Origin of the sequence: Bacillus sp. EB01 (assembly GCF_000613125.1) — a bacterium.
In the GTDB taxonomy this organism is placed as follows: Bacteria; Bacillota; Bacilli; order Bacillales; family Cytobacillaceae; genus Bacillus_D.
On record NZ_HG964497.1, the window covers coordinates 4,902,603 to 4,928,085 of the forward strand.

Genomic DNA, 25,483 nt, shown 5'->3' on the forward strand with positions numbered 1-25,483 from the left:
AAACCGCACCGGAAACTCTCCGGTGCGGTTTGTTTGTTTTGAATTAGCAGAAAGTCAGGGACACAAAGGGAAGCTAGTGAGAAAACATGGACAAACCTGTTACGAAGGCGATTGCGCTTTCTTTGATTTTTCTTCACTCTTTGATCCGCCAATTTCAATTTCATTTGACGGTGCGGATTCCTTTCCTGCAATATCGACTGCAGTGACATAATAGATGCCTGGTTTCGCAGGATAGGATAGTCCTGTGCCGGCCCGGATACTGGCAACCTTGGCTCCGCCAACCTTATAGACACGATATCCGATAATATCCGACTCGTTGACAGCATTCCATTTTAGAGTATTGCCTTGGGCAGCGACTTTGACAGAAGCAGGGGTTTTCCCGTTCTCAGGAAGCTTTGCATCCGGAACTAAAAGATTTGACCATCGCTTCATTTTCGGAATAAGCGCCGATGCATTCTTGAAATTCGTACCGGTCAATGCAGATGCATATTCCGGATTCAGGACAAGCCCTGTTTCAGCAAAATCATCCGGGGTGGAATCAAGCGCCATGTAGTTTTTATCGCCAATCCTCACATACTTGCCAGAACTTAGGCTGTTATCTGTTTTTGTTGGCACATACTTGGCATTAAAAATGTCAGTTTCGACAAGGCCGGCTCTTTTGCAGGCCTCCGATGGCAGCGTTCCGGAAATCGCACAGAATGATCTTGTGACAATCCCGCTAGGCATCTTGAACCTGGCTTCCGGATCGACAAGCTTTGGATTTATATCATAGGCTGCATTTAAAAGGTCAGCCCACAGATAATTCGTCCGCTGGCTGTAACTGAGATTTCCTTTGGCCCGCAGGGATTTTTGTGTATCATATCCTGTCCATATACCCATTGTGATGTTTGGATTTGTTGCGACAATCCAGGAATCATAATACTCATTTCCTGTTCCAGTTTTTCCAGCCCAGTCAGTACTGAATTTCAGTTTGTTTCTAACACTGGCTGCTGTACCGTAATCAAAGACGTCACGCATGACATCGAGGGTGAGATAAGCAGTTTGCGGGCTGAATACGTTTGTCGGTTTTACCTTATGCTGATAAATAACTTTGCCTTCTTTATCGGTGATTTTTTCAATCATATAAGCATCGACAAACTTGCCCTGATTTGCAAAGGTCGAGAATGCATTAGTATTTTCTTCAACAGTCACACCTTTAGCCATCGAGCCGAGGGCGGTCGACCTGTTATGATAATCATCTTTTCCAAGAGAGGTGAAGCCCATTTTTTCAAGGTACTTCGCCGGATTCTTACTTTGGATTTCTGAATATAGTTTGACGGCAGGGACGTTATAGGACTTGGCAAATGCATACCTCGCCGTAGCCATCCCGCTGTAGCCGCCCCCATAGTTTCTCGGCCATGGATTGCCTGGGTCTGAAGGATTCAGGTGCAAAGGAACATCAGGCAGGATTGTGCCGGGTGATGCTGCTCCCAATTCAAATGCAGGCGCATAAACCAGCAGAGGCTTCATGGTCGAGCCGTTGTTCCTGAGAGACCTCGTCGCATGGTTCAATTCCTGTTTCTTGAAATCCCGGCCTCCGACGAAACTGATGATTTTTCCGGTTTTGTTTTCAATCATGATTGCCCCTACTTCAACAGGCTCCATGACTGTTTTCTTCTTCTTTGTTTCAGGATCTATTTTTGTTTCAGGTTTATCAGGGCCATAATAAGGGTATTTATTCTTTGCCTTCTCCATGGCATCATAAATCTTCTTATCAATAGTTGTATGAATGCTATAGCCGTTCTGTCTTAACTCGCGTCCTGCAAGAGTAAAATACTTGTTGTATAGCTTATCGTCCTTGCTAAGTTCCTTTTCAGTAACGCCATCCTTATCAGCGATTAATTTTGCAAGGATGTCAGTCGCGCGCTGTTCGGCTTCAACCATTACCCAAGGATATTTTTCAAGAGGATCCGCTCCTGGTTTTACAAAATCCTTTGTAATATCATAAGCCCGTGCTTCCTCATATTGCTTTTCATCAATGTAGCCGCCATCGTACATACGTTTCAGGACGACCTTCATTCTTGTTAGCCCTGGTTCAAGGTTTTCCTTCAGCTTTTTGTCCTGAGTGAATGGCGTGTAGCCGAAAGGGCTCTGCGGCAAGCCGGCAATAAAGGCGGCCTGGGCAAGATTCAGCTTTTTCGCATCAGTGCCAAAAATTCCTTTAGCCGCTGATTGAACCCCGGCTATATTACGTCCAGATGAATTACGCCCAAAGGTAGCCATATTGAGATAGGCTTCAAGGATTTCCTCTTTCTCAAAAAACTTTTCTAGCCTGAGGGCAAGAAGTATTTCCTTTGCCTTTCGTTCAAAGGAGACCTCGTTCGTCAATATCTGGTTCTTAATCAGCTGCTGGGTGAGTGTACTTCCGCCTGATTGCATTGGCGCATTCGTTACTTCCTGGACAAGCGCCCTAAGGATAGCCTTTGGCACGACACCATCATGCTCATAGAAATACTCATCTTCAGTGGCAATGACCGCATTAATTAAATGTGGTGATACATTTTCAAGCTTTATTTCCTCCCGGTAAAGGTCGCTGCGAAGCTTTCCGAGCGGAACATTATGTGCAAAATACACATCCGAAGTTTCGGTATAATTATAAATATCCTTCTTCATGCTTTCATAGCTGCGCACTGGCTCATCCTTCACAAGTGATGCAAAATATCCTGCGCCTGTTCCTGCAGCAAATGCGCCGCCAGCAACGGAAACAACCAGGAACATCAGGAACAGGTTCCAGAGGACCCCATATGCAATCCTGGCATTCTTGACCGTTTTTTTATTAGTGAAAATGGACTTTGCCCTATCGAAAAATGAGTGCTTATTCTTCTCCATATCATCCCTCCAAAATCACATACATTATAGCATAAAGCGACAGCAAAAATGGAGAAAGTCTGGAATTTTCAAAATCTGCCGGGGAATTGACATTTATTCTTCCCTATGGTAAAAAGAATTAACGTTTAATTTGAATATATTGAAGGCTGTGAAAGGAATAAGTAGTTTTTCCATCACTGGTTGAAGAGAGCTGCCGGCAGGTGCGAGGCAGTCCAAATGGAAAAATGAATTACAACCCGGAGCTTTTGACCCCTGCAGATTTGTGGGCGGCACGGTGTGAACCGTTATCTCAAGAGTTGGAGAATTTATTTTCTCAAGCTGGGTGGTACCGCGCGATTACGTTTTGCGTCCCTGCATTTTTGCAGGGGCGTTTTTATTTTGCCAAAGATGGAGGAGTTTCTATGGATTTGTTACAGGATTTACAGTGGAGAGGAATCATTTATCAGCAAACAGATGAAGAGGGGTTGAGGGACACTCTTTCAAACGAAAAAATATCGTTATATTGCGGTATGGACCCGACCGGCGACAGCATGCACATTGGGCATTTGATTCCATTTCTTACATTAAGGAGGTTCCAGCAGGCGGGCCATCGTCCAATTGTACTAGTTGGCGGCGCAACCGGACTGATTGGAGACCCAAAGCCAAACGCCGAAAGGACCTTGCAGTCTATTGAAACGGTGCAGCATAATGTTGAGCGGCTGACAGAACAGCTGAAGACCATTTTTGACTTTGAAGGTGAGAATGGCGCACTTATGGTGAATAACTATGAGTGGACAAAAGATTTGGATATCATTACATTCCTGAGGGATTACGGGAAACATATCGGGATCAATTACTTGCTCGCAAAAGATACGATTGCCAGCCGCCTTGATTCCGGGATATCGTTTACGGAATTCACATATACCATCCTGCAGGGAATGGATTTCAAGCATTTGTATGAGAACCATCATTGCAGGCTGCAAGTCGGCGGCAGTGACCAGTGGGGGAATATAACAACAGGGCTGGAATTGATCCGGAAAATGCTTCCTGAGAGAGACAAAGCATTTGGAATGACCATTCCACTTGTCACAAAGGCTGATGGAACAAAGTTCGGGAAAACTGAGGGCGGATCAATTTGGCTTGATCCAGAAAAGACGACTCCTTACGAGTTCTACCAATTCTGGGTAAACACAGCTGATGCCGATGTAGTCAAATACCTGAAATTCTTTACATTCTTGTCTCATGAGGAAATTGATGCATTGGAGAAGTCAGTTCAGGAAGAGCCTCATCTAAGGAAAGCGCAAAAGTCACTTGCTGAAGAAATGACCAGGCTAATCCATGGGCAGGAGGCGCTTGACCAGGCAATCAAGATTTCCGCTGCATTATTCAGCGGGGATGTAAAAAGCTTGTCAGCTTCCGAAATTGAACAAGGCTTCAAGGACGTTCCTTCCTACGAATTTGCCGGTGAAGAAACACTTGTCGACCTGCTGGTTGCAGCAAAAATCTCCTCATCCAAGCGTCAGGCCCGTGAGGATATAACAACAGGTGCAGTTTCCGTGAATGGTGAAAAGGTTACCGATACAGCATATGTCCTAAAGGATGACGACAGGATTGAAGGGAAGTTTTCCATCATCCGCCGAGGCAAGAAGAAATACACGTTAATCAGGTTTTAATGATCGTTGCCGCAGGTATATGCCTGCGGTAATTTTTTTATGTTTAAGGAAAATATAAATTTCGCGACTGTGATAACTTTTACTGAGCGTATCTCCGTCTAGCTCCAGCGCCTATCGCCTAGCAAACTTCAGGCCTCCTCCCTACGATAAGTCATCATCGAATCGCTAGCGCTCTTCGTGATTCCTTTATCTCAGTCGAAGTCCCTCCATTTTGTACGGCGATGACCAAGGCGCTTGCGCTTTTGTTCTTCAGATGAGGGGTAATCAAGAGAAACTGGGGACAGGCAGTCTTCGTCTATTTTAGAAAGGAGTGATGAACCAATGAAATGGCTGGTGCATCTTGTTTTTTTTGTTCTGTTGGGCCTTCTGACGTTTTTTGGGCTTGGCCCAGTGCTCATGGCAGACGGGGTATGGACGGAGCGGCTGATTACTGCGTTGATCGTGTTGGCTTTATACGTCCTGCTTGGTTTCTTATATAAACGATTTGGATTTAAATAAAAGGCTCTATTATATTTGAATGTTGATTTTCATTGTGTTTTAAAATAAGCGGAAGAATTCCGTTTATATTGGGAAATACCGAAATTTCCCTAAAAATAAGCGGAGTTTTTCCGTCTGTTTTATCCCAATCGTTGGATTTTGGTCTTATATAGAGCAGCTTAAACGGAAATCTCCGCTTACATCTTCTTTTTAAGCATCCACTTTTTACATTAGACGGAAATTCTCCTCCTATAAATTCTTATACCTGCACGAAAATCAACAATGACTAATAACAGAGCCAAATAAAAAAAGACCCGGTCCAATGGTTGGACCGGGTCTCTTTCGGCTGTTGCCGGATTATTAACGGCTGTAGAATTCAACGATAAGAGTTTCGTTGATTTCAGCAGGAAGTTCAGAACGCTCTGGTAGGCGAGTGAATGTTCCTTCAAGCTTGTCAGCATCGAAAGTCAGGTAATCTGGAACAAAGCTGTTCACATCAAGAGATTCCTTTACAACATCAAGGTTGCGAGACTTTTCACGAAGGCTGATTGTTTGGCCAGGAGCAACGCGGTATGATGGAATATCAACGCGTGAACCATCAACAAGGATGTGGCCGTGGTTTACCAACTGGCGTGCTGCACGGCGAGTGCGAGCAAGACCAAGGCGGTAAACAACGTTGTCAAGGCGGGATTCAAGAAGAATCATGAAGTTCTCGCCGTGAACGCCTGCCATTTTGCCTGCTTTGTCAAACAGTGTGCGGAACTGGCGCTCGTTTACACCATACATGTGGCGAAGCTTTTGCTTCTCCTGTAATTGCAATCCGTATTCGGAAAGCTTCTTGCGTTGGTTTGGTCCATGGGGACCTGGAGCGTAAGGACGCTTTTCTATTTCTTTACCTGTTCCGCTAAGGGATACACCTAGACGGCGGGACAGTTTCCAGCTTGGGCCGGTATAACGAGCCATAATTGACTCCTCCTCGTGTTTTTATTTTGGTAAAATAAAAACCGTATGAATCATCAGTATGGGCCATTTTGTTTTCATGCACCTTCGCCCCAGCAGCATAGGGTTACAAGATGCACCATCACTTATTGCCATGGGCACATTGATGCGTCCGCTTAAGTGAGGAACAAAATGCGAGCCATAAAGGGTTCATTCAGGCTGCAATATTTTACACAAAGAGTATTATATAACTTTTGTTAACTATTAGTCAAGGGGATTTGCACTAAACCGTGGATTCTTGTTAGAGGGCCGGTATAATAATGAGCTTCTTGACGCCCTTGTGAGCCGGAAAAAGTGGTGTCCGGTCGTCAATATAACATCCTGGCGATTCTATGAGCTAGAAAACCTGATTGGGTCTTCAATAGATTTAAAGAAGCAATTACCTTAAAAATTTGCTACTCAAAATAAGACCATCTACTTAATTTAACGATCTTTAAATTTCTTTCGAGAATCCCCTTTATCCATTTCATGGACAATATCCCGCACCACTTATGCATTAGGATGGTTGTAACCTTCTCATCCGGAAATAGAAGCTTAAACTCCTCCACGTGACCCATAACAGCATCCTCAACATTCTCAGCATGGGCGCATTTTTTGCATATTAATTTCTTCCCCTCCACGTAAACATCAAATGAATCACACGTTTTGCAAACCATTCCGGGTCGAACCTGTTCAAATGTATAAGCGGGGAGCTGTTCAAAAGTGGATTTTTCCATATGCATTGAGTTTAGCTTATCTGCGAGTAACGAATGGTATCCGCTGAGCTTGCAAGTGTTTGTATCAAGTTTTTTAAGATGACGGTTGAGAGGGGTGGGAAGAATGATGGGTTTATCGAGAGGTGCATTGTATAAGGTGAATTCGGGGTTGATGAAGACAACAGAGCCGTCCACTTGCATATTGAAACCTATGCTTTTCAAGAGCTGCCTTATTAAGGTCTCGCACCTGCTTAATTGAAGCAGGGGATCAGAAACTTCCGTATGCGGCTTTATAAATAATTTTTCGTCTTGATAAAAAAATTCTCCTTCAAAATTCTTCACCTCAAAGAGGATAATCCCGTTTGGAAAAATAATCAATGTGTCGATTTGAAATGTCCTGCCGTTAAATTGCAGTAATAAATCATTCAAAATAATACAGTCACAGGTAAGCAATTCAGTTCGCTCATCAAACATCAACTCTCCTTCATAGCCCTTTTTCAGGTTGCTATATTGCTGTTTGAAGGCTTCTGGCAATTCCATCCGTCTGTCCACATAGCGGAGGATTCGCAGTTCTCTGGATTTGGCCCTAATTTTTTTAACGAATTTTAGCCAGAAGTCCCCTTCCTCAAAAATCCGAAAAATTTTAGGTGGGGGATGAATGGTGGGTGTTTTTCTGTTTTGCGAAAGTAAAGAAAATGCTTAAAAATATATATACTAAGACGAGACAAACATATGTTCTATTTGGTAAAATATTCTTATATAGTAGTTTCGCTCAACCATGGACAAGTGAGGTGAAAAGATGGCTACCGACAAGAATGGAAACTATATAAAAGGTACCAAAAAAGAGCTGCCTGAAGGTTGGGTTACGTATGGCTTTCGTTATGCAATTTTTCCCTCTAAAGAAGATAGACAAGTATTAGAACGCTCTTTCGGATGCGAACGAAAGGTATACAACGAGTATGTAGCTAGGCTCTACGAACATTTGGGGGAAATTGGGTTTCAAGGCGGCTATATTCAATACAAAACGCCTAACTACACCACCATCACTCAGAAATATGAATTTCTCGATAAATCCAACGATTCGTTTGTTTACAATGATGCGAAAATCCGTTTTCAGGCTGCGGTAAAGAAATATAATGATGGATTCGCCAAAAAGTCGATGCAGTACAAAAAAGCGGTCCGGAAAAAGATGCGAACGACTGGTTATGTTCCGACTCTGCGAGACATGAAAGGCCTCCCCAAATTCCACAGCAAGAAGCAAGGAAAGTTCAGCTACACCACCAATCAAACGAATGGAAATATTAAAATCGTCCAACGTAACGACCAATCCCTGCTATGTATCCCGAAGTTTCGTAATGGAATCCCGATTGCCATGCATCGTGAGTTACCTAAAGAAGCGGTTATCAAGAAGGCGACCATTAAACGGGAAGGTAATCGCTATATGGTTTCTTTGTCTGTGGATTTTCCAATGAAACAAGAGCCTTTGCGGAGTAACATCAAGGATGATGAAGTGCTGGCTCTGGATTATAGCCAAACAGATTTATACGTCGATAGCCAGGGGCGTAAAGCCGGGTATCCCAGGTACCATAAGATCATTGAAAAGCGCCAAAGACGGTTGAACAAGTCATTGGCCAGGAAAAGGAATAAAGCCCTGGTCGATTCAGAGGGCAGGATTCTTTACTCAACTACTTATCAAAACACGCTTAAGAACTATCAAAAAACCATGGCCAAGGCAAAAAACCAGCGGAAAGATTTTCTCCACAAAAGAAGCAATCAGATAACCAATGATTATGCCGCTATTGTGGTGGAAGACCTGGATTTGAGCAATTTGGCACAATGCCTGTCCCTGGGCAAGAAATTGCATGACAACGGGTTTGGCATGTTCCGAACCATGTTGGAGTATAAAGCGAAGAAAAAAGGAAAGCATCTTATCTTCGCAGATAAATTCTTTCCTTCCACAAAACAATGCAGTGAATGCAATTCAAAAAAGGAAACCGTAAAACTCTCAGAGAGAGTGTATGTGTGCGAGCATTGCCGCACAAAAATGGATCGAGACTATAATGCGGCCAGAAATCTAAAACAGTACGGAATCAGGATACTGTCGGATTTAGGGTTTATGGCTGGGGTACCAGTGCCCGTATAGGCTGTATCCATTTTCAGTAGTGGCAGGGACGCCACGAATTCAAGGCTAGTGACATGAGGCATTAGTCTTGTGGATGACCTAGCAATAAAAGAAAAAGGTGAAAGCCTTTGGAAGCCCCCACTTCAAATTTCGTAGAAATTAAGTGGTGGGTAGTTCACTCATGGGACACTCCCTTTTCAATAGAAAAATAAGTACAAGTCTATTATAAAAAACCATTCCTCGTTATCCCAGTAGCGCTAGTAAATAATTTTGTCCGCATGTTTTTGCTTTCAAAATTGGAGGGGATATCATATGCTGGAAGTATAATATGTAAGCGTTTTCAAAGGTTAAAGGGGGAGAAAAACATGGACGAGAAAGAATTACAGCTTGAAACAAGGATGATTCATTCAGGTTATGAGCCAAAGGACCATCATGGCAGTCTTGTGCCGCCACTTTTTCAGACTTCGACATTTGTTTTTGACGATGCGGTACAGGGAGAAAAAAGATTTGCGGGAAATGAGGATGGCTATATTTACACGCGATTGGGAAACCCAACCATTAGCATTCTTGAAAAAAGGATTGCGGAGCTTGAGGGAGCCGAAGCGGCACTGGCCTTTTCCTCCGGTATGGCTGCCGTATCTGCGATTCTATTTTCTATTGTAAAATCGGGAGACCATATTTTGTGTTCTCCAGGAGTATATGGCTGCACATTCGGCCTCTTGCAACTAATGCAGGATCGGTTCGGGGTCACTCACAGTTTCTCGCCTATGGATAATGCCAACCAAGTTGAACAAGCGATTCAGCCGAATACAACCTGCATCTTTATAGAAACGCCCATCAATCCAACAATGAAGCTTGTTGATCTTGAAATGGTTGCCAACGTCGCAAACGCCAAAGGTATTCCAGTTGTTGTTGACAATACATTTTCCTCGCCGTATCTGCAAAACCCGCTAGCGTTGGGCTGTGATGTAACGCTTCATAGTGCGACAAAATACATTTGTGGACATGGCGATGTTATTGCGGGTGTCGCGGCAGGAAAAGCCGATTTTATGAAAAAGGTAGCCATGTCGGCACAGAAGGATGTTGGAGGCGTCATGTCGCCGTTTGATGCATGGCTTTTGCTCAGGGGCATTAAGACTCTTGCTGTAAGGATGGACCGGCATTGTGAGAATACAGAGCATATTTTTGCTTATTTAAAAAAACATCCTAAGGTTTCCAAGATTTTTTATCCGGGAGATCCGGAACATGAAGATTACCATATTGCAAAAAAACAAATGAAGAAACCAGGTGCTCTCATTTCATTTGAAATTGAAGGAACAAAGGAGACAGCCCAAAGATTTCTTGATGAGCTGAAATTGATAAAAATTGCCGTCTCTTTAGGGGATGCCGAAACACTCGCACAGCATCCTGCAACAATGACTCATTCAGCTGTACCGGAAGATGAACGGTTAAGGATGGGGATCAGCTACAATCTGATCAGGCTATCCGTTGGGCTCGAGGCATGGGTTGATATCAAAAATGACCTTGAGCAGGCGCTGGAAAAACTATAAGAAAAAAAGCCGGACAACTGCTATTGTCCCGGCTTTTCTCCTATTGATATTTTACTAATACAGCTGCAAACTCTTCCAGCTTTTCCTGGTCGAGTGCATCGAATCTGTTTTTCTCTGGAGAATCAATGTCAAGAACCCCAATTAGCTTGCCGTCCTTAATCAGTGGTACGACAATTTCCGATTGCGAGGCGGCATCGCAGGCAATGTGACCAGGGAACAAATGTACATCTTCCACGCGGACTGTTTCCAGTTTTACTGCCGAGGTGCCGCAAACCCCTCTGCCAAAAGGAATTCTTACGCAGGCAGGGAGTCCCTGAAATGGCCCGAGTACCAGTTCGCTATCCCCATCAACCAGATAAAATCCGACCCAATTGATGCGGTCAAGGAATTGATTTAGTAGGGAGGAGGCATTGCTTAAATTGGCAATTGCGTTTTTCTCCCCTTCAAGCAAAGCTTGTAATTGCTTTATGACAAGGTTGTAATTTTCTTCTCGACTGCCTTTGTACATTTCGACATTAAACATTCTCATTCCCCTTTCTTCGTAGAGCTATTTAAACAATTTTATCAGATATTGTACATCTTGGGCAGAAACTGTCGATATTTTTTAAAAGGAAATTAAGAGGAAAGAGAGAAACTATACAAGAGTGTTCCTTTGTCAAAATCGGGGCACAGGGGAGGCTTGTCATGAGGAAAAACAAAAAGGAAGCCATTGTTCTTGCCGCTGTGTCACTTTTTAATACAAAAGGATTTGCAGGTACATCAATTCGCGACATCGCAGCCAAGGCCGGTGTTAATCCGGCAAACATTGCGTATTATTTTGATAACAAACATGGGCTGCTGGAATACTGCTTAACTACTTATTTCGAGCTATACCTTGCTCAAATTGAGGAGGCGATGTCCCTGCTCGAGTTTGGCGCCAGTGTGTGCCTTAAAAAAGTAATGGAAAACCTGATGTATTTCCAATGTGCCAACACCCAGATGTCCCGCTTCATTGTAAGGGAAATGTCGCTTGATTCGCAGACAGTCAGGGAAATCATGTCTACGTATTACCAAAAAGAAAAGTATTATTTTCAGGTAATTCTCGAAGGGGGAATGAAGGATGGCGCTTTCCGGAAACTGGCGGTTCCCTATGCAATCATTCAAATAAAAGGGCTGTTGACGATGCCATTTTTAAATCCTCATTATATTACCGAAGTTCTCCATGTTTTTCCTCATGAACGTTATTTTGCAGACAAATACCTGGATCAGCTTTTCGATTGGGTGGATGGTTCTCTCCTCGTAACAGATAAAGCAACCATTGCAATTTAATATAGAATAAGCAAACTCCGGGAAATTATCCCGGATGTTTTTTGTTAGGTCTGGTTTAAGTTGTACTTCCACCCGCAAGAACAGAAAACATCATATATTTGCCTCGTAAATCATTTGCATTTCCATCGTCAATGTAGTTGAATGAACATAGCTCTTAATGAGCGCATTTTAGCCATAAGAGGCGAAAATGCGCTTTTTCAACTAAAAAAGCCAAGTTTTTTGAAAAAAAATGAAATTCCACGTCAAAAAATGTCGCTTCCATGGTATCATAAAGGCATTAAATTACGTATAATTGCACTTTTACATAAGTAAGTATCTGTCTTTGATTTATGAAACAGGGGGATATTATGGAAATTATTATTGGAGTTATTTTCCTTGCGATTGCATTGTTTATTATAGGTTATTTTATTAAAAGGAAACACTTTAAAGAGATAGACAGGCTTGAAGCCTGGAAGCTTGATATTATGGATAGGCCTGTCCTGGCGGAGATGTCCAGGGTCAAGCAGCTGAACATGACAGGCCAGACGGAAGAATTGTTTGAACGCTGGCGCAATGAATGGGATGAGATTGTCACTGTCAAGCTTCCTGAAGTGGAAGAAATGCTTTTCGATGGTGAGGAATACATAGATAAGTACCGCTTTGGAAAAGCAAAGGAAGTTCAGCGTGAAATAACGGCGGTTCTCGAAGCGACCGAAGAAGAAATTAAGAGAATTCTGTCTGAGCTAAATGAGCTGATAGGAAGCGAGGAGAAGAACCGGGGTGAGATTGAAGAACTTCGGGAAATTTACAGGGAATCGAAAAAGACCCTGCTCGCACATCGGCACAGCTTTGGCAGAGCTGAAAAAAGACTGGAAGAAATACTTGAAGAGGCAGCTTTAAAATTCACCGAGTTTGAGGAGAAAACAAATAATGGTGATTATCTTCAGGCTAGAGAAACCGTCCTTAGCCTCCGGCAGCTGCTAGAGGACATGGGGAATAAGATGGAGCGGGCCCCTCAGCTGCTGATTGAATGCCAATCCTTGCTGCCATCCCAGGTAAATGAACTGGCTGACGGTTACCGGGATATGGTCTCAAACGGATATTGTCTTGACCATCTCGAAATAGATTCAGAACTTGCCGAGATGGAAAAAGAACTTGAAGGCTTTCTTTCCATGCTGGAAAACGTCGAGATTGAAAAAGCTGAGCACGGAATTGAGGAATTAAAAATCCGTATTGATAGACTAATGGATCTCCTCGAAAACGAAGTAAAGGCAAAACTGTATATTCAGCAAAATGTGGATCAATCCGGGGATGCCCTGGAACATGCAATCGAGAAAAATGAAAGTGTTAAAGCAGAAGTTACTCATATACAGGAAACATATCATTTGAATGAAAAGGATTTTGCTTCTCAGCGCAAGCTTGAGAAAAAACTCGCCGACATTGTTAAACGATATGATATCCTTCTAGAAAAAATCAAGCTGAATGAAACGGCTCAAACCGTCATTAGCTCCGAATTGGCTGAAATGAAAGATGAGCTTCAAGTATTCAGTGAGGAACAAGAGGTTTTTGCAAAAAAATTGAGCGACCTAAGAAAAGATGAAATGGAAGCTAGGGAAACAGTCAGGGAATTGATTAAGAAAATTTCCGAAACTACCAGATTGGTGGCCAGAAGCAATATCCCTGGTCTTCCTGAACAGTATACGTATTTGTTGGAAGATGGCAATGAAAGTATCCGCAATGTCAGGCAGAAGCTTGAAGAAAAGCCGCTAGATATAGATGCTGTCAAACAGCATCTTGAAATCGCGGAGCTGACAATAGAAAAGCTTGCTGTAACAACCAAGGAAATGATTGAAAACGTCATTCTTGCCGAGCGGGTTATCCAGTATGGAAACAGATACCGGAGTAAGTATCCATCCGTTGCCAAGGGCCTTTCGGACGCGGAAAAGTCATTCAGGGAATTTAATTATGAAGCTGCGCTCGAACAGGCAGCTACATCTATCGAAGAAATTGACCCTGGAGCAATCAAAAAAATTGAAACTTTTGTTTCTGTAGATCAATAATAGTCAATGGACCGTGGCATATCAGCCCGGTTCTTTTTCTGTCTAGCTTCACAAGAAATAGCATAAGCATCGCACGAAGAAAAAGCGGTTTGCTTTTTCGAGGAGCGCCTAGCTCACTTCGGTCTACTCGTTACGAAAGGTCAACATCGATTCGCTAGCGCTTTTCTTTTTCGAGTTAACACATCTCTTTTTCAATTGGATAAGTGGATGTCCCTTGTCATCAAGGTTTGCACTTTTCAATTGCCCCCAAAATTGAATAATGCTACTTTTGGGTTATCGAATCGATAAAATTTAGGGGACACTAATATACCGGAGGGTAACGCAATGATTTATTTTGACAACAGTGCAACAACAAAACCATATCCGGATGTTGTAGATTCCTATGTGAAGGTCGCATCAGACTTTTTTGCGAATCCTTCTTCACTGCACGGAATGGGAGCCAGGGTAGAACGTCTCATCACCCAGGCGCGGGCACAAATTGCCGGGCTGCTTGGCTGCGAAGCGGAAGAAGTGGTTTTTACATCAGGCGGAACAGAAAGCAATAATCTTGCTATTAAAGGTGCCGCATACGGCTACAAGAACCGGGGAAGGCACTTAATTGCAACGGCGATTGAACATCCATCAGTCAGGGAGCCTCTGCTTCAACTCGAAAAGGATGGATTCAAGATTACCTTTATCCCTGTTGACCACAGTGGAAGAGTAAATCCCGAGGATATTGAGAAGGCGATTACAGATGAAACCATTCTCGTTTCCGTCATGCATATAAATAATGAGGTTGGAACCATTCAGCCTATAGAAGAAATTGGTTCCTTGCTTAAGAACTACCCCAAAGTCCTTTTTCATGTCGATGGTGTCCAGGGGGCTGGGAAAGTCCCTCTTGACCTAAGCAAATCTGGAATAAGCCTTTATACATTTTCTGCGCATAAATTTCATGGCTTAAAAGGAACTGGCGGACTTTTTGTTAAAAAGGGACTTAGGCTGGAATCGCTATTAGCCGGAGGAAGCCAGGAAGGCAGCCGGCGTGGGGGAACAGAAAATCCAGCTGGCATCGTGGCCATGGCAAAAGCGTTCCGGATGTCCATGGAAAAACAAAAAACTAGAATGGATTCATTGATTACAATTAAAGAAACTATAAGAATGGGTTTGGACAAAATGGAAGGAATTGTCCTCAATACTCCTTCAGAGGGTATTGCTCCCCATATTGTTAATTTCTCCGTAGTGGGAATTAAATCTGAAACGTTTGTCCATGCACTAGAAGAAAAAGGTGTGTTTATTTCGACCACAAGCGCATGTTCTTCAAAGAAAAGAACTGCAAGCACAACACTTTTGGAAATGGGAGTGCCAGAAAGTCTGGCAGGAAGTGCGGCGAGAATTAGTCTCTCATTTGAAAATACTTTAGAAGAAGCCAGGTTTGTACTTGAGGCGATTCAAAAAACAGTAAACGAATTGGGAAGGGTTTTGAAATAGATGCACTATGACAGAATATTAATCCGCTATGGAGAAATTTCAACAAAAGGGCGCAACCGGGGCAAGTTTGTAGACATGCTGAGAAGAAGCATTAAGCTTGCCCTGACAGAGCACCCTGCAATTAAAATTGAAGCGTCCAGGGATAGAATGTACGTACTTTTAAATGGAGAAGACAGCCGCGAGGTCATGCTCAAGCTGAAAAAAGTTTTCGGAATTCAGTCGTTCAGCCCGGCCATCCGCGTAGAAAAAGATATTCCAGCCATGCAGGTGGCTGCATTGGGCCTATTGAAATCTGTGTTTGAAGAAGGAAAAACCTTCAAAGTTACCGGGAAACGGTCAGATAAGAGTTTTGAGCTGGATACAGATGGAATCAATCAGGTATTCGGGGAATATTTGCTAAAAAATCTGCCTGGCCTAAAAGTACAGTTAAAAAAACCAGACATAAACCTTGTAATTGAAATAAGAAATGAAGCAGCTTATTTGTCATGTGAAACGATTCAAGGAGCCGGGGGGCTGCCGCTTGGAACAGGGGGAAAAGCCATGCTGATGCTGTCCGGAGGAATCGATAGCCCTGTGGCAGGCTTCCTTGCGATGAAGCGCGGCGTCCAGATTGAGGCTGTCCATTTTCATAGCCCTCCGTACACAAGTGAACGAGCAAGGCAAAAAGTAATTGACCTTGCTGAAAAACTGGCAGAGGTTAGTGGAGAAATTGTCCTCCATATTGTGCCTTTTACAGAGCTTCAGGAGGCGGTCCGGGCTCAAATTCCGGAAAACTATTCAATGACAGCGACAAGACGGTTTATGCTTAGAATTGCAGATGCAATCAGGGAACGAAATGATGGACTGGCAATTATAACTGGGGAAAGCCTTGGTCAGGTTGCCAGCCAGACGCTTGAAAGTATGTATGCAATCAATGATGTAACGAATACACCAATCCTTCGTCCGCTGATTACAGAGGATAAGACAGAAATAATCAAGCTGGCAGAGGAATTAGGGACATATGATATTTCCATCCTGCCTTATGAAGATTGCTGCACCGTATTTGTCCCAGCCTCACCAAAAACAAAGCCGAAAAAAGACAAGGTTGTCTTTTATGAAAGCTTTATCGATTTTGGCCCTTATGTAGAGCGGGCGGTTGAAGGAACCGAAACAATCAGGATTACACCTGGCTACAGCAGGCAGGAGCATGAACTGGATGATCTTTTTTAAAAAAAAGTGGTACTAGATAAGTTAAGCGTTGCAAAAACGATGAGAACAATTACCAATTATGTTGTTGAATGAAGCCATGTGATATGACACATTATATACTCACAAGGAGGTGAAATCACATGGCAAACAACAACAACAATCTTCTAGTACCAGGAGCTGAGCAAGCTCTTCAACAAATGAAAGTAGAAATCGCGTCTGAGTTCGGTGTAAACCTTGGTGCAGAAACTACTTCTCGCGCTAACGGATCTGTAGGTGGTGAAATCACTAAGCGCCTCGTTTCTATGGCTCAGCAACAACTTAACGGCGGTTTCTCTAGGTAAGTAAATTAAATACTATGGCTACAGGGAGCGGGTAAAACCGCTCCTTTTTGGCGTTCCACAGATTTTGACCTTTATTTTCCTTTCCTAAATGTACTGATAAAATAAATTCCTAATTTTTAAAAAATTATATATAATTGAGGTGGGAAAGCGAACTTAAGGAGTGGAAGTAATGAAACGTGAAGATTTAATTGCACCTTTGAAGTACAACCTGGTTTCAGAGGTCGAACGATTTGCTGTAGCAAACCCCACAAGAAAAGCACTTATTTGGGAAAATGAGGCCGGTGAAAAGAAGGAAGTTACATACCAACAATTAACTGAACGAGTTAACAAAGCAGGAAACGTCTTCAAAGCAGCCGGCCTTGAAAAAGGAGATGTTGTCCTTGTCGTAATCCCAAGGCTAATTGAAGCATATGTCGTTTATCTTGCAGCGCTAAAAACCGGACTTGCTGTCATTCCAAGCTCCGAAATGCTAAGGGAGAAAGATCTTCAATACAGGGTATCCCATGGTGATGTGAAGGCTGTTGTCAGCTATTATCCTTTCGCAAACGAATTCGCGGGTATTCAAAATGAGGGTATGGCTAAATTCATCGTTGGCAAGCCAGCAGAAGGGTGGGCATTCCTTGATAGGGAGATGGAACTGGCATCCACTGAACTTGCACTTGCTGATACCACGAAGTACGATATGGCATTCCTCTCTTATACATCAGGTACAACTGGAAATCCAAAGGGAGTTGTGCATACCCATGGCTGGGCCTATGCCCATTTGAGAACTGCTGCTCCCCATTGGCTCTGTATTCAAGAAACAGATACAGTTTGGGCGACGGCGGGGCCGGGATGGCAGAAATGGATTTGGAGCCCTTTCCTCTCTGTTCTGGGCTCGGGTGCGACAGGCTTTGTTTATCATGGTAAATTTGAACCTGTAAAGTATTTGCAATTACTTGAAGGCAATGAAATCAATGTGCTGTGCTGTACTCCGACTGAATACAGGCTCATGGCCAAAGCGGAGAATCTCCAAGATTTCAAGCTGGCGCATCTCCATAGCGCTGTTTCGGCAGGAGAACCCTTGAACAGGGAAGTTATCGCTACATTTAAGAAATACTTCAATGTCGATGTTCGTGATGGTTACGGCCAGACTGAAAATACCCTGCTTGTCGGAATTACCAAGGAGATGGAGTTAAGGCCAGGATCAATGGGTAAGCCGACACCAGGAAACACCGTTGAGATTATCGATGAATTTGGCAATCCATGCAAAGCGGGCGAAGTTGGCGACATTGCTGTCCACGTAGAATCACCGGCGCTATTTAAAAAATATTATAAAGACCCTGAGCGTACCTCCATGCAATTCAGGGGCGAGTATTATATTACCGGGGATAAGGCGAAAAAGGACGAGGACGGCTATTTCTGGTTTGAAGGACGTGGGGATGATATCATTATCAGTTCCGGCTATACAATCGGGCCGTTTGAAGTCGAGGATGCGCTTGTCAAACATCCGCTTGTTAAAGAATGCGCGGTTGTTGCCAGCCCCGACGAAATTAGGGGCAACATTGTAAAGGCGTTTGTTGTTTTGAGGGAAGAAACAACTGTTGACAGGGAAAACCTTGTCAAGGACCTGCAGGAACATGTTAAGACTTTGACGGCTCCTTACAAATATCCGCGAAAGATTGAGTTCCTTCAGGAGCTTCCAAAAACAACTTCGGGGAAAATCCGCCGGGTCGAATTAAGGCAAAAGGAAGCTGACAAGGCCACAAGGCACTAACAGGTCTTAGATGTTTAACTGGGGCATTAATTGTAAAATGAAAAGCAGGCGGGTCTCCGCCTGCTTTAGATTTGAGTAAAGGAGAATGACAGAATGGCTACACTTATGTATGGGGGCCCAATTTATACAATGATAGAGGAAGGGCATCAGGTAGAGGCCGTTCTTACAAAGGATGGAAAGATTATGAAAATTGGCTGCAAGGCTGAGCTGGAGGCTGCCTATTTGGGAGAAATTGATAAAAAAATTGACCTGCAGGGCTGTACGATGATTCCCGGCATAGTAGACAGCCATATTCATTTAATTGGGCATGGAGAGCGGCTCATCCGCCTCGATTTGTCTTCCTGCAAAAACAGGCAGGAAGTATTCGAAGCTGTCAAAGCGTATTCGCTAGGTTTAAAGGATGGCGAATGGCTCATTGGTGAGGGCTGGAACGAAAACCTTTGGGACGAGCCCACGCCCTTGCACAAAGCTGAGCTTGATGAAATTGTGCCAGATCGGCCTGTCCTTTTAAAAAGAATCTGCAGGCATGCAATTGTTGTAAATTCCCTGGCCCTAGAGGCTGCGGGGATTGATGAAAAAACAAAAATCCCCGCTGGAGGGGTGATTTCGACTGACGCTGACGGAAGTATTAGCGGTGTGTTGAAAGACAGTGCCCAGGTTCTAATTTACTCTGTCGTTCCTGAAGCGTCGGAGGACTATCTTTTACGTGCTATTAAGGCATCCATCCATGATTTATATAGTCTAGGAATCACTGGTGTACACACGGAAGATTTAAATTATTACGGCAGCTTTGAAAAGACTCTGAGGGTATTCATACGAGCGATTGAAAATGATGGCTTGAAATTCCGTGCCCATTTGCTTGTCCACCATGGCGTAATCGAGGATTTTGCCAATGGGGGATTCTCTTTTCACTCAGGTAACGAGTGGGTAGAGTTTGGCGCTATGAAAATTTTCTCGGACGGAGCACTTGGCGGCCGTACTGCTCTGTTAAGTGAGCCATACGATGATGAACCCTCCACCAACGGAGTGGCGATTTTTACTCGTGATGAGCTGTCAAAGCTTGTTGGAGAAGCAAGAAAGCATAACATGCCGGTAGCCATCCATGCGATTGGAGATTTGGGATTTGAATATTGCCTTGATGCCATTGAAGCACACCCTTTGAAGGGCCCTGGACGGGATCGGCTAATTCACGCTCAGATACTTCGCGAGGATTTGATTGAACGAGCTGCTAAACTGCCGCTTGTCCTTGACCTGCAGCCTGTATTCCTGCAATCGGATTTTCCTTGGGTGATCGACAGGATAGGGACTAGCAGGCTTGAGCATGCATATGCGTGGAAAACGTTAATCGACCGTGGAATTGCCTGCTCAGGTGGATCCGATGCGCCAATCGAGTATCCTGATCCATTTAAGGGAATCGATTCAGCCGTTAATAGGATAGCAAATGGCAATGTGTATGGAGCCGGCCAGGCATTGACGGTTTATGAAGCGCTAAGCCTTTATACAAAGGGAAGTGCATTTGCGGCAAGCCATGAAAACGACCGTGGTGAGATAAGGGAAGGGAACATCGCTGATTTTACAGTTATCGATCGGGATCTGTTTACTATACCGAAAGAGACAATTGCCGAAACCAAAGCGGTCATGACAATCATTGGCGGTGAGGTAGTCTTTGAGACCAGCAGTGACTTTTTTAATAAAATATAGAAATTTTCGTTTTCATAATTTAGTCTGTTCCCGTCTTTATAAGCTAAATGAAGGCAGGGTAGCGATCATTTTATCATCTGTTCCCGTCTTCATAAGTAGAATACTTCACCTTAAGATCCGCATAGCAAGTCGCATGATTAATGTTTCTAAGGCTATTTTTTTAAAAACCCCCACATTCACTTCATTTTGAGTTATAATGTGAATTATTTCGAAACTAGAAAGAACGGGGTAGAATGATGGGGAATAACGATATAAAAAATGGAGCGATTCAAGCGGGCTTTTCCTATCTGCTTTGGGGCCTCTTGCCAATATACTGGAAGCTTCTCGGCCATGTCGACTCAATTGAAATACTGGCGAACCGTATTTTTTGGTCCTTTGTATTTATGGCCATCCTATTATATTTAACCAATAAACAGGCATCCGTGTCTGCTGTAGTAAAGGGTTTCCGGACACATCCAAAGCAAATGTATGCTCTTGCTTGTGCGTCTGTGTTGATTACAATCAATTGGTTTGTCTACATTTGGGCTGTCAATTCAGGACAAATGATAGAAACAAGCCTTGGCTATTATATGAATCCGTTAGTCAGTGTTCTTCTCGGTGTGATTGTTCTAAAGGAAAAATTAAGCCTTGCCCAATACGTTTCCTTTATTTTAGCTCTTACAGGTGTGTTAATTATTTCGTTCTCTTATGGACATTTCCCATGGATTGCTTTAACCCTAGCAATTTCATTCGGTATTTATGGGCTGGCCAAAAAGCTGATCAAGGTAGAGGCGGCTATAGGGTTAACACTTGAGACAATGGTTGTGACGCCTATTGCGGCTGTATATCTCGGATTCCTACTAATGGAAGGCACATCGGCATTCCTTCATAATGGGATTGGGACAAATCTTCTCCTTGCAGCCGCCGGCCCTGCTACCGCGTTGCCGCTCCTGCTTTTTGCTGGAGGGGCGCAAAGAATACCGCTGTCTATGCTAGGGTTCCTTCAATACATTGCACCGACTTTAACTCTAATTCTTGGTGTATTTGTATATGAAGAACATTTCAGCGGCATACAGCTTCTGGCATTTATGTTCATTTGGTCAGCTCTTACCATTTACTCCTTGTCAAAGTCAAAACTGTTTACAACGATTGGGCTAAGGCTTAGGAAACACTAACTAAAAAAAGGCATTCCCAGTAGAAATACCGGAGAATGCCTTTTTTTATTAAGCTCGCCTTACCAAGGCGCTTACGCTTTATATTAAAGAAACGTCCGTTTAACTTTTTCCCAGAAAGAATTGTCCTTTAGCTTTACAGTCTTAATGATTTTATTGCTCAGCTTTACTTGAACCTTTTCAACATGCTGGACGCTTAATGCCTCGTTGTCCATACCCATTGTTGGATAATCGTTCCCGTCTTTAACCACCTTAAGGGTAAGGGTGCGGTCGCCGCTCAGGATAAAAGAGGAGCCGAGAGTCCTGAAACGGTTGTTATTCACGGAAGCCAGCTCGCTCACCTGCATACATGGAAGGAGCGGGTCAACAATGGCACCGTTGACAGATTTGTTGTAAGCTGTACTTCCTGTTGGTGTAGCGACAATCATTCCGTCTCCCCGGAAGGTTTCAAAGTACAAATCATCTATGTACACATCAAGGACGAACGTTTTGATTATGGAGGACTTGATGCTAAATTCATTCAGGCACTGGAATGTACTTTCGTTATCCACAGTTACCTCAATGGTTGGATAGCGGCGTACCTCGATCTGGTCATTTTGGGAAGCAGCTTCAACCAAACCTTCAAGGTTGTCAATTTGAAAATCGCAATACATGCTTAAGCTCTCTGATGTTGATATGCCTACGTAGAGACAGTCATCCCGAAAACCCGTTTTTTGAACTGCCTGAAGGAAGGTTCCCTCACCGCCTATGCTGGTAATGATGTTTGCATCGTGATAATCCTTAACCAGCGTAAAGCCATATTTCTCTGCCTGGTCATAAATGGGCTTAACCTTCTTCAGGATTTCAGCATCCCTGCTATGATATAGATAAAGATTCTTACGATTTGGCATCACATTTCCTCCTCAAAGGGCTAGAGTTATTTGTATCAAATAAACACCCGATTTGATAAACTAGTATTGTTTATTACCAAGTTTAGCATGTCTTGGTACATTTTAAAAACGAAACAGAAAATTAGCAAAAAAGGGGGACCTGCATATGAATGGAAAACGCTGGGCCGCGATTGGAATCGCAGCTGTATTGTTTTTCTTTTCCGTAGTTATTAGTTTCTTATCTTCTTTTGCTTCCGCAGGTATCGAAAGCGATTTTACAGATATCTTTGCTGGAGCAGAACAAGGATTTGTAGAGGAAGTTATTGAAGAAGGCAGTGAATTTGAAAAAATCGCGGTTCTTGATGTAAATGGAACCATTCAGGATACGGGAGATGCTGTTTCTTTGCTTGAAAGCCCTGCATATAATCATCGCACGTTTCTTGAACAGCTTGACAGTGCCAAGGAGGATGACGCTGTTAAAGGAATCATTATTAGAGTAAATTCACCAGGTGGCGGTGTTGTCGAAAGCGCTGAAATCCATGATCGGATCGTAGAAATTCAAAAAGAAACGAAAAAGCCTGTCTATATTTCAATGGGATCGATGGCTGCTTCCGGAGGCTATTACATATCGGCACCTGCAGATAAAATTTTTGCCAGCCAGGAAACCTTGACTGGTTCGTTAGGCGTTATCATGCAGGGAATCAATTATGAAGGGCTCGCCGAAAAATATGGGGTTGAATTTACAACAATCAAAAGTGGCCCATACAAGGATATCATGAGTCCGACGAGAGAGATGACCGATGCGGAAAGAAAAATCCTTCAGGATATGATTAACAATTCATATCAAGGTTTTGTCAAGGTGATCTCCGAAGGCAGAAATATGCCCGTTGAAGAAGTAAAGAAACTTGCTGATGGCCGGATTTACGACGGGCGGCAGGCAAAGGAGCTTGGCCTAATTGATGCGTTTGGCTATTTTGATGATGTAATTGATGCAATGAAGAAGGACAAGGACCTAGGTGATGCCCAAGTGGTCCGCTATGCCACTGGCATGGGATTTGGATCTCTTTTTAGCATGGGAGCTCAAAAAGTGTTTGGCGGAGATATTGAAATTCAGGGGCTTTTGGACATTATTTCCAAAACCAATTCCCCGCGGCTAATGTATTTGTATTCTGAATAAGGGAGGAAGCTTAATGGAACGAAATGATAAACCAGAAGAAAACGGCTTCCGACCTCAGAATCAAGAAACGGAGGCTGACCAGCCCCTCCATGAGGGAGTGCTGGGGGACGAAAAGCATGACCGCCTGGGTGAAACGGAAACAGCTAGCGATGGTAGACGGGGAGAGACAAAGGAAGCATTTGAGACGAACCCTCTCGCTGCAGAACACCATCGGAAGCGATCCTCACTGAATGGTATCCATCAAACTGAAACGGTTCCAAGGTACCCAGTCAGAAGAGCTGGATTTTGGATGAGGTTTTGGGCATACCTGCTTGATCTGCTAGTGGTTGGAAGCATTGGGCGTATCATTATTTCGCCGGTGTTTATGCTTATCGGGATCCCCTCGTCAGGAGGTTTGTTTTCTCCGGAAACTATTGCTACTGCGGTTCTATTTTATTTGTACTTTGTGTTGATGACCAAATTCCTGGGGCAGACCCTGGGTAAAATGGCCTTTGGACTGGCTGTCATCGACCTGAAGGATGGGAAATTGAGCTGGCAGGATGTCCTGATTAGAGAATGGATTGGCCGCTTTATTTCAAAGACTATATTTGTTTTGTATCTTATACCAGCTTTTCATCCACAAAAGAAGGCATTGCATGATATCTTTGCGGACACAGCTGTGATTCATGTTGATCGTTAATAAATAATTCATTAGAGACCTGTTCCCATGGGGGGACAGGTTTATTTTTTTGTTTAATGGCAAATACTAACAGGCTGAAAGGGCGTGAACAAACGTGCTTTGGCTCTCTCTTATTTTAATTGGTATTATTTTGCTAATTATACTAATCTGGATGACCCGAATTACCATAAATGTTGAATATGAGAATTATAGCGGTAACAATAAGCTCCACATTCAGCTTCGGGCCTGGTTCGGACTGATTCGTTATACAGTGAAAATTCCAGTCATTGAGGCTGAAACTAATCCACCCGCTCTTAAAGCCGAGGGTGAAAAAGGCGGCAAGGAAATAGAGGACACAGGAGGCCGGCTATCTGCTGAGGAACTTCTATCAATGCTGGAAAAAGGAAAGGAAATCATAAATAGAATCATTGGTGTGCAGCCGATTTTAGTGGAATTTCTTGCGCAAATTACGGTAAGGAAATTCGACTGGAAAACCGCAATTGGTGCTGGGGATGCTGCTATAACTGGCATGCTTGCTGGTGCTGTTTGGGCTGTGAAAGGAAGCATTGCGGGCCTGGTGCATCATCATATGAAATTGAAGGTTAAGCCCTCCCTGCATGTAACGCCGTACTTTCAATATAGGATAGCAGGAACAATGTTAGCGTGTATGTTTACCTTCCGGGCTGGGAAAGCTATTTCAGCAGGAATCAGGATTTTTACACATTGGAAAGGCAAAAAAAGTGAGATTATTTCAAAATCAATGCAGGTTATGCCGAATGAGGAATAATGATTTTTTATAATAAGGAGGAACCTTTATGTCAGAGCATCCTATTCAGGGGTTGATGACGACCGCGATGGAAAGCCTGAAAGAAATGATTGATGTGAATACAATCATTGGTGATCCGGTCGAAACTCCTGATGGAAGTGTGATTCTTACTGTTTCAAAGGTGGGCTTTGGATTTGCAGCAGGGGGCACTGAGTTTGGCGAAGGTAGTCAGGAGTCCGGTAAGCATCCTTTTGGAGGAGGCAGCGGCGGAGGAGTATCGATTACGCCGATTGCGTTTCTCATCGTAAACTCACAGGGAGTTAAGATGCTCCATCTTGATGAGAGCACCCATTTGCTTGAAAGGATTCTTGAAACGGCTCCGCAGGCCGTGGATAAGATTCAGCAAATGATGTCCAAGAAGAGCCAATCCGGTTCAAGTGACAAGCAAGCTCAGGACAAAGAAAAGAACAAAGACAGCGATAAGAAAAAGAGCAAATCTGACGATGAGGATTTGGATTTCTAGGATCAAAAGCGGAAGCGCCTCGGTCATCGCCGTACAAAATGGAGGGACTTCGACTGAGATAAAGTGAAACTTCCATCAGCGATTTTTGCAGATGGTTAGTTGAACGAATCGGACCTTTAGGTTCAGTTGCCGACGGATGAGGCTTACTGAGCCTTAAGAGTGGGATAAAGGAATCA

General features: G+C 43.5%; 21 protein-coding genes and 1 other annotated feature. Of the genes, 16 read left to right on the forward strand and 5 right to left on the reverse strand.

Annotated elements, in window-relative coordinates:
• Positions 1-99: 99 nt before the first annotated feature.
• Complete coding sequence (locus tag TY16_RS23200) at positions 100-2,868, reverse strand: transglycosylase domain-containing protein (protein ID WP_043934086.1); 2,769 nt, start codon at positions 2,866-2,868, stop codon at positions 100-102.
• Positions 2,869-3,007: 139 nt separating this feature from the next.
• Positions 3,008-3,224, forward strand: a binding site (T-box leader).
• Positions 3,225-3,269: 45 nt separating this feature from the next.
• On the opposite strand from TY16_RS23200, the gene tyrS reads away from it, so the two are divergent.
• A complete protein-coding gene (gene tyrS / locus TY16_RS23205) occupies positions 3,270-4,520 on the forward strand; it encodes a tyrosine--tRNA ligase (protein WP_043934087.1) in 1,251 nt (416 codons plus the stop codon).
• A gap of 321 nt (positions 4,521-4,841) precedes the next feature.
• Positions 4,842-5,018: a DUF6954 family protein gene (locus tag TY16_RS26430; RefSeq protein WP_155922307.1), complete on the forward strand. Its 177-nt coding sequence runs from the start codon at positions 4,842-4,844 to the stop codon at positions 5,016-5,018.
• Positions 5,019-5,357: 339 nt separating this feature from the next.
• Here the strand turns inward: TY16_RS26430 and rpsD are convergent, their stop codons facing one another.
• Both rpsD and TY16_RS23215 read right to left on the reverse strand, forming a co-directional pair.
• A complete protein-coding gene (rpsD, locus tag TY16_RS23210; RefSeq protein ID WP_043934088.1) occupies positions 5,358-5,960 on the reverse strand; it encodes a 30S ribosomal protein S4 in 603 nt (200 codons plus the stop codon).
• A 431-nt stretch (positions 5,961-6,391) separates the two neighbouring features.
• Positions 6,392-7,243: a nuclease-related domain-containing protein gene (locus tag TY16_RS23215; RefSeq protein WP_331281072.1), complete on the reverse strand. Its 852-nt coding sequence runs from the start codon at positions 7,241-7,243 to the stop codon at positions 6,392-6,394.
• A 247-nt stretch (positions 7,244-7,490) separates the two neighbouring features.
• On the opposite strand from TY16_RS23215, the gene TY16_RS25450 reads away from it, so the two are divergent.
• Positions 7,491-8,834, forward strand: a complete 1,344-nt coding sequence (locus TY16_RS25450; RefSeq protein ID WP_052342841.1) for an RNA-guided endonuclease InsQ/TnpB family protein — start codon at positions 7,491-7,493, stop codon at positions 8,832-8,834.
• Between the two features lie 344 nt (positions 8,835-9,178).
• Positions 9,179-10,363, forward strand: coding sequence for a methionine gamma-lyase (megL, locus tag TY16_RS23225; protein ID WP_043934090.1), 1,185 nt, complete (start codon positions 9,179-9,181; stop codon positions 10,361-10,363).
• Positions 10,364-10,403: 40 nt separating this feature from the next.
• Here the strand turns inward: megL and TY16_RS23230 are convergent, their stop codons facing one another.
• Entirely contained in the window at positions 10,404-10,886 is a 483-nt protein-coding gene (locus tag TY16_RS23230; RefSeq protein WP_043934091.1) for a GAF domain-containing protein, read from the reverse strand.
• Between the two features lie 161 nt (positions 10,887-11,047).
• On the opposite strand from TY16_RS23230, the gene refZ reads away from it, so the two are divergent.
• The 8 genes from refZ (at position 11,048) to rarD (ending at position 21,317) form a co-directional block, all read left to right on the forward strand.
• Entirely contained in the window at positions 11,048-11,671 is a 624-nt protein-coding gene (gene refZ, locus TY16_RS23235; protein WP_043934092.1) for a forespore capture DNA-binding protein RefZ, read from the forward strand.
• A 347-nt stretch (positions 11,672-12,018) separates the two neighbouring features.
• A complete protein-coding gene (gene ezrA / locus TY16_RS23240; protein WP_043934093.1) occupies positions 12,019-13,710 on the forward strand; it encodes a septation ring formation regulator EzrA in 1,692 nt (563 codons plus the stop codon).
• A 324-nt stretch (positions 13,711-14,034) separates the two neighbouring features.
• Complete coding sequence (locus TY16_RS23245; RefSeq protein WP_043934094.1) at positions 14,035-15,177, forward strand: cysteine desulfurase family protein; 1,143 nt, start codon at positions 14,035-14,037, stop codon at positions 15,175-15,177.
• Positions 15,178-16,386 (forward strand): tRNA uracil 4-sulfurtransferase ThiI, encoded by a 1,209-nt coding sequence (gene thiI / locus TY16_RS23250; protein WP_043934095.1) that lies wholly within the window; start codon positions 15,178-15,180, stop codon positions 16,384-16,386.
• A 119-nt stretch (positions 16,387-16,505) separates the two neighbouring features.
• Positions 16,506-16,706 carry an alpha/beta-type small acid-soluble spore protein gene (locus TY16_RS23255; protein WP_043934096.1) on the forward strand — a complete coding sequence of 67 codons (201 nt, stop codon included), beginning with the start codon at positions 16,506-16,508 and terminating at the stop codon, positions 16,704-16,706.
• Between the two features lie 169 nt (positions 16,707-16,875).
• Positions 16,876-18,462: an acyl-CoA synthetase MbcS gene (gene mbcS / locus TY16_RS23260; RefSeq protein WP_043934097.1), complete on the forward strand. Its 1,587-nt coding sequence runs from the start codon at positions 16,876-16,878 to the stop codon at positions 18,460-18,462.
• 93 nt (positions 18,463-18,555) lie between these two features.
• The gene (locus tag TY16_RS23265; RefSeq protein ID WP_043934098.1) at positions 18,556-20,163 is read left to right on the forward strand and encodes an amidohydrolase; all 1,608 of its coding nucleotides are present in this window, start codon (positions 18,556-18,558) and stop codon (positions 20,161-20,163) included.
• 236 nt (positions 20,164-20,399) lie between these two features.
• Positions 20,400-21,317 (forward strand): EamA family transporter RarD, encoded by a 918-nt coding sequence (gene rarD, locus TY16_RS23270; RefSeq protein WP_043934099.1) that lies wholly within the window; start codon positions 20,400-20,402, stop codon positions 21,315-21,317.
• Between the two features lie 83 nt (positions 21,318-21,400).
• On the opposite strand, the gene TY16_RS23275 is transcribed toward rarD, so the two are convergent.
• Positions 21,401-22,204 carry an NAD kinase gene (locus TY16_RS23275; RefSeq protein ID WP_043934100.1) on the reverse strand — a complete coding sequence of 268 codons (804 nt, stop codon included), beginning with the start codon at positions 22,202-22,204 and terminating at the stop codon, positions 21,401-21,403.
• A gap of 145 nt (positions 22,205-22,349) precedes the next feature.
• On the opposite strand from TY16_RS23275, the gene sppA reads away from it, so the two are divergent.
• The 4 genes from sppA (at position 22,350) to ytfJ (ending at position 25,307) form a co-directional block, all read left to right on the forward strand.
• A complete protein-coding gene (sppA, locus tag TY16_RS23280) occupies positions 22,350-23,360 on the forward strand; it encodes a signal peptide peptidase SppA (RefSeq protein ID WP_043934101.1) in 1,011 nt (336 codons plus the stop codon).
• 289 nt (positions 23,361-23,649) lie between these two features.
• Positions 23,650-24,039, forward strand: coding sequence for an RDD family protein (locus TY16_RS27015; RefSeq protein ID WP_081773166.1), 390 nt, complete (start codon positions 23,650-23,652; stop codon positions 24,037-24,039).
• A gap of 94 nt (positions 24,040-24,133) precedes the next feature.
• Positions 24,134-24,805 carry a DUF2953 domain-containing protein gene (locus TY16_RS23290; protein ID WP_043934102.1) on the forward strand — a complete coding sequence of 224 codons (672 nt, stop codon included), beginning with the start codon at positions 24,134-24,136 and terminating at the stop codon, positions 24,803-24,805.
• A gap of 28 nt (positions 24,806-24,833) precedes the next feature.
• On the forward strand, positions 24,834-25,307 hold the full coding sequence (gene ytfJ / locus TY16_RS23295) for a GerW family sporulation protein (RefSeq protein WP_043934103.1): 474 nt from the start codon (positions 24,834-24,836) through the stop codon (positions 25,305-25,307).
• The last annotated feature ends 176 nt before the right edge of the window (positions 25,308-25,483 follow it).

What these genes read in the sequence shown, in the direction of transcription:
- TY16_RS23200 (WP_043934086.1), bottom strand. Translation starts at nt 2,868, where the DNA reads ATGGAGAAGAATAAGCACTCATTTTTCGATAGGGCAAAGTCCATTTTC.
- tyrS (WP_043934087.1), top strand. Translation starts at nt 3,270, where the DNA reads ATGGATTTGTTACAGGATTTACAGTGGAGAGGAATCATTTATCAGCAA.
- TY16_RS26430 (WP_155922307.1), top strand. Translation starts at nt 4,842, where the DNA reads ATGAAATGGCTGGTGCATCTTGTTTTTTTTGTTCTGTTGGGCCTTCTG.
- rpsD (WP_043934088.1), bottom strand. Translation starts at nt 5,960, where the DNA reads ATGGCTCGTTATACCGGCCCAAGCTGGAAACTGTCCCGCCGTCTAGGT.
- TY16_RS25450 (WP_052342841.1), top strand. Translation starts at nt 7,491, where the DNA reads ATGGCTACCGACAAGAATGGAAACTATATAAAAGGTACCAAAAAAGAG.
- megL (WP_043934090.1), top strand. Translation starts at nt 9,179, where the DNA reads ATGGACGAGAAAGAATTACAGCTTGAAACAAGGATGATTCATTCAGGT.
- TY16_RS23230 (WP_043934091.1), bottom strand. Translation starts at nt 10,886, where the DNA reads ATGTTTAATGTCGAAATGTACAAAGGCAGTCGAGAAGAAAATTACAAC.
- refZ (WP_043934092.1), top strand. Translation starts at nt 11,048, where the DNA reads ATGAGGAAAAACAAAAAGGAAGCCATTGTTCTTGCCGCTGTGTCACTT.
- ezrA (WP_043934093.1), top strand. Translation starts at nt 12,019, where the DNA reads ATGGAAATTATTATTGGAGTTATTTTCCTTGCGATTGCATTGTTTATT.
- TY16_RS23245 (WP_043934094.1), top strand. Translation starts at nt 14,035, where the DNA reads ATGATTTATTTTGACAACAGTGCAACAACAAAACCATATCCGGATGTT.
- thiI (WP_043934095.1), top strand. Translation starts at nt 15,178, where the DNA reads ATGCACTATGACAGAATATTAATCCGCTATGGAGAAATTTCAACAAAA.
- TY16_RS23255 (WP_043934096.1), top strand. Translation starts at nt 16,506, where the DNA reads ATGGCAAACAACAACAACAATCTTCTAGTACCAGGAGCTGAGCAAGCT.
- mbcS (WP_043934097.1), top strand. Translation starts at nt 16,876, where the DNA reads ATGAAACGTGAAGATTTAATTGCACCTTTGAAGTACAACCTGGTTTCA.
- TY16_RS23265 (WP_043934098.1), top strand. Translation starts at nt 18,556, where the DNA reads ATGGCTACACTTATGTATGGGGGCCCAATTTATACAATGATAGAGGAA.
- rarD (WP_043934099.1), top strand. Translation starts at nt 20,400, where the DNA reads ATGGGGAATAACGATATAAAAAATGGAGCGATTCAAGCGGGCTTTTCC.
- TY16_RS23275 (WP_043934100.1), bottom strand. Translation starts at nt 22,204, where the DNA reads ATGCCAAATCGTAAGAATCTTTATCTATATCATAGCAGGGATGCTGAA.
- sppA (WP_043934101.1), top strand. Translation starts at nt 22,350, where the DNA reads ATGAATGGAAAACGCTGGGCCGCGATTGGAATCGCAGCTGTATTGTTT.
- TY16_RS27015 (WP_081773166.1), top strand. Translation starts at nt 23,650, where the DNA reads ATGAGGTTTTGGGCATACCTGCTTGATCTGCTAGTGGTTGGAAGCATT.
- ytfJ (WP_043934103.1), top strand. Translation starts at nt 24,834, where the DNA reads ATGTCAGAGCATCCTATTCAGGGGTTGATGACGACCGCGATGGAAAGC.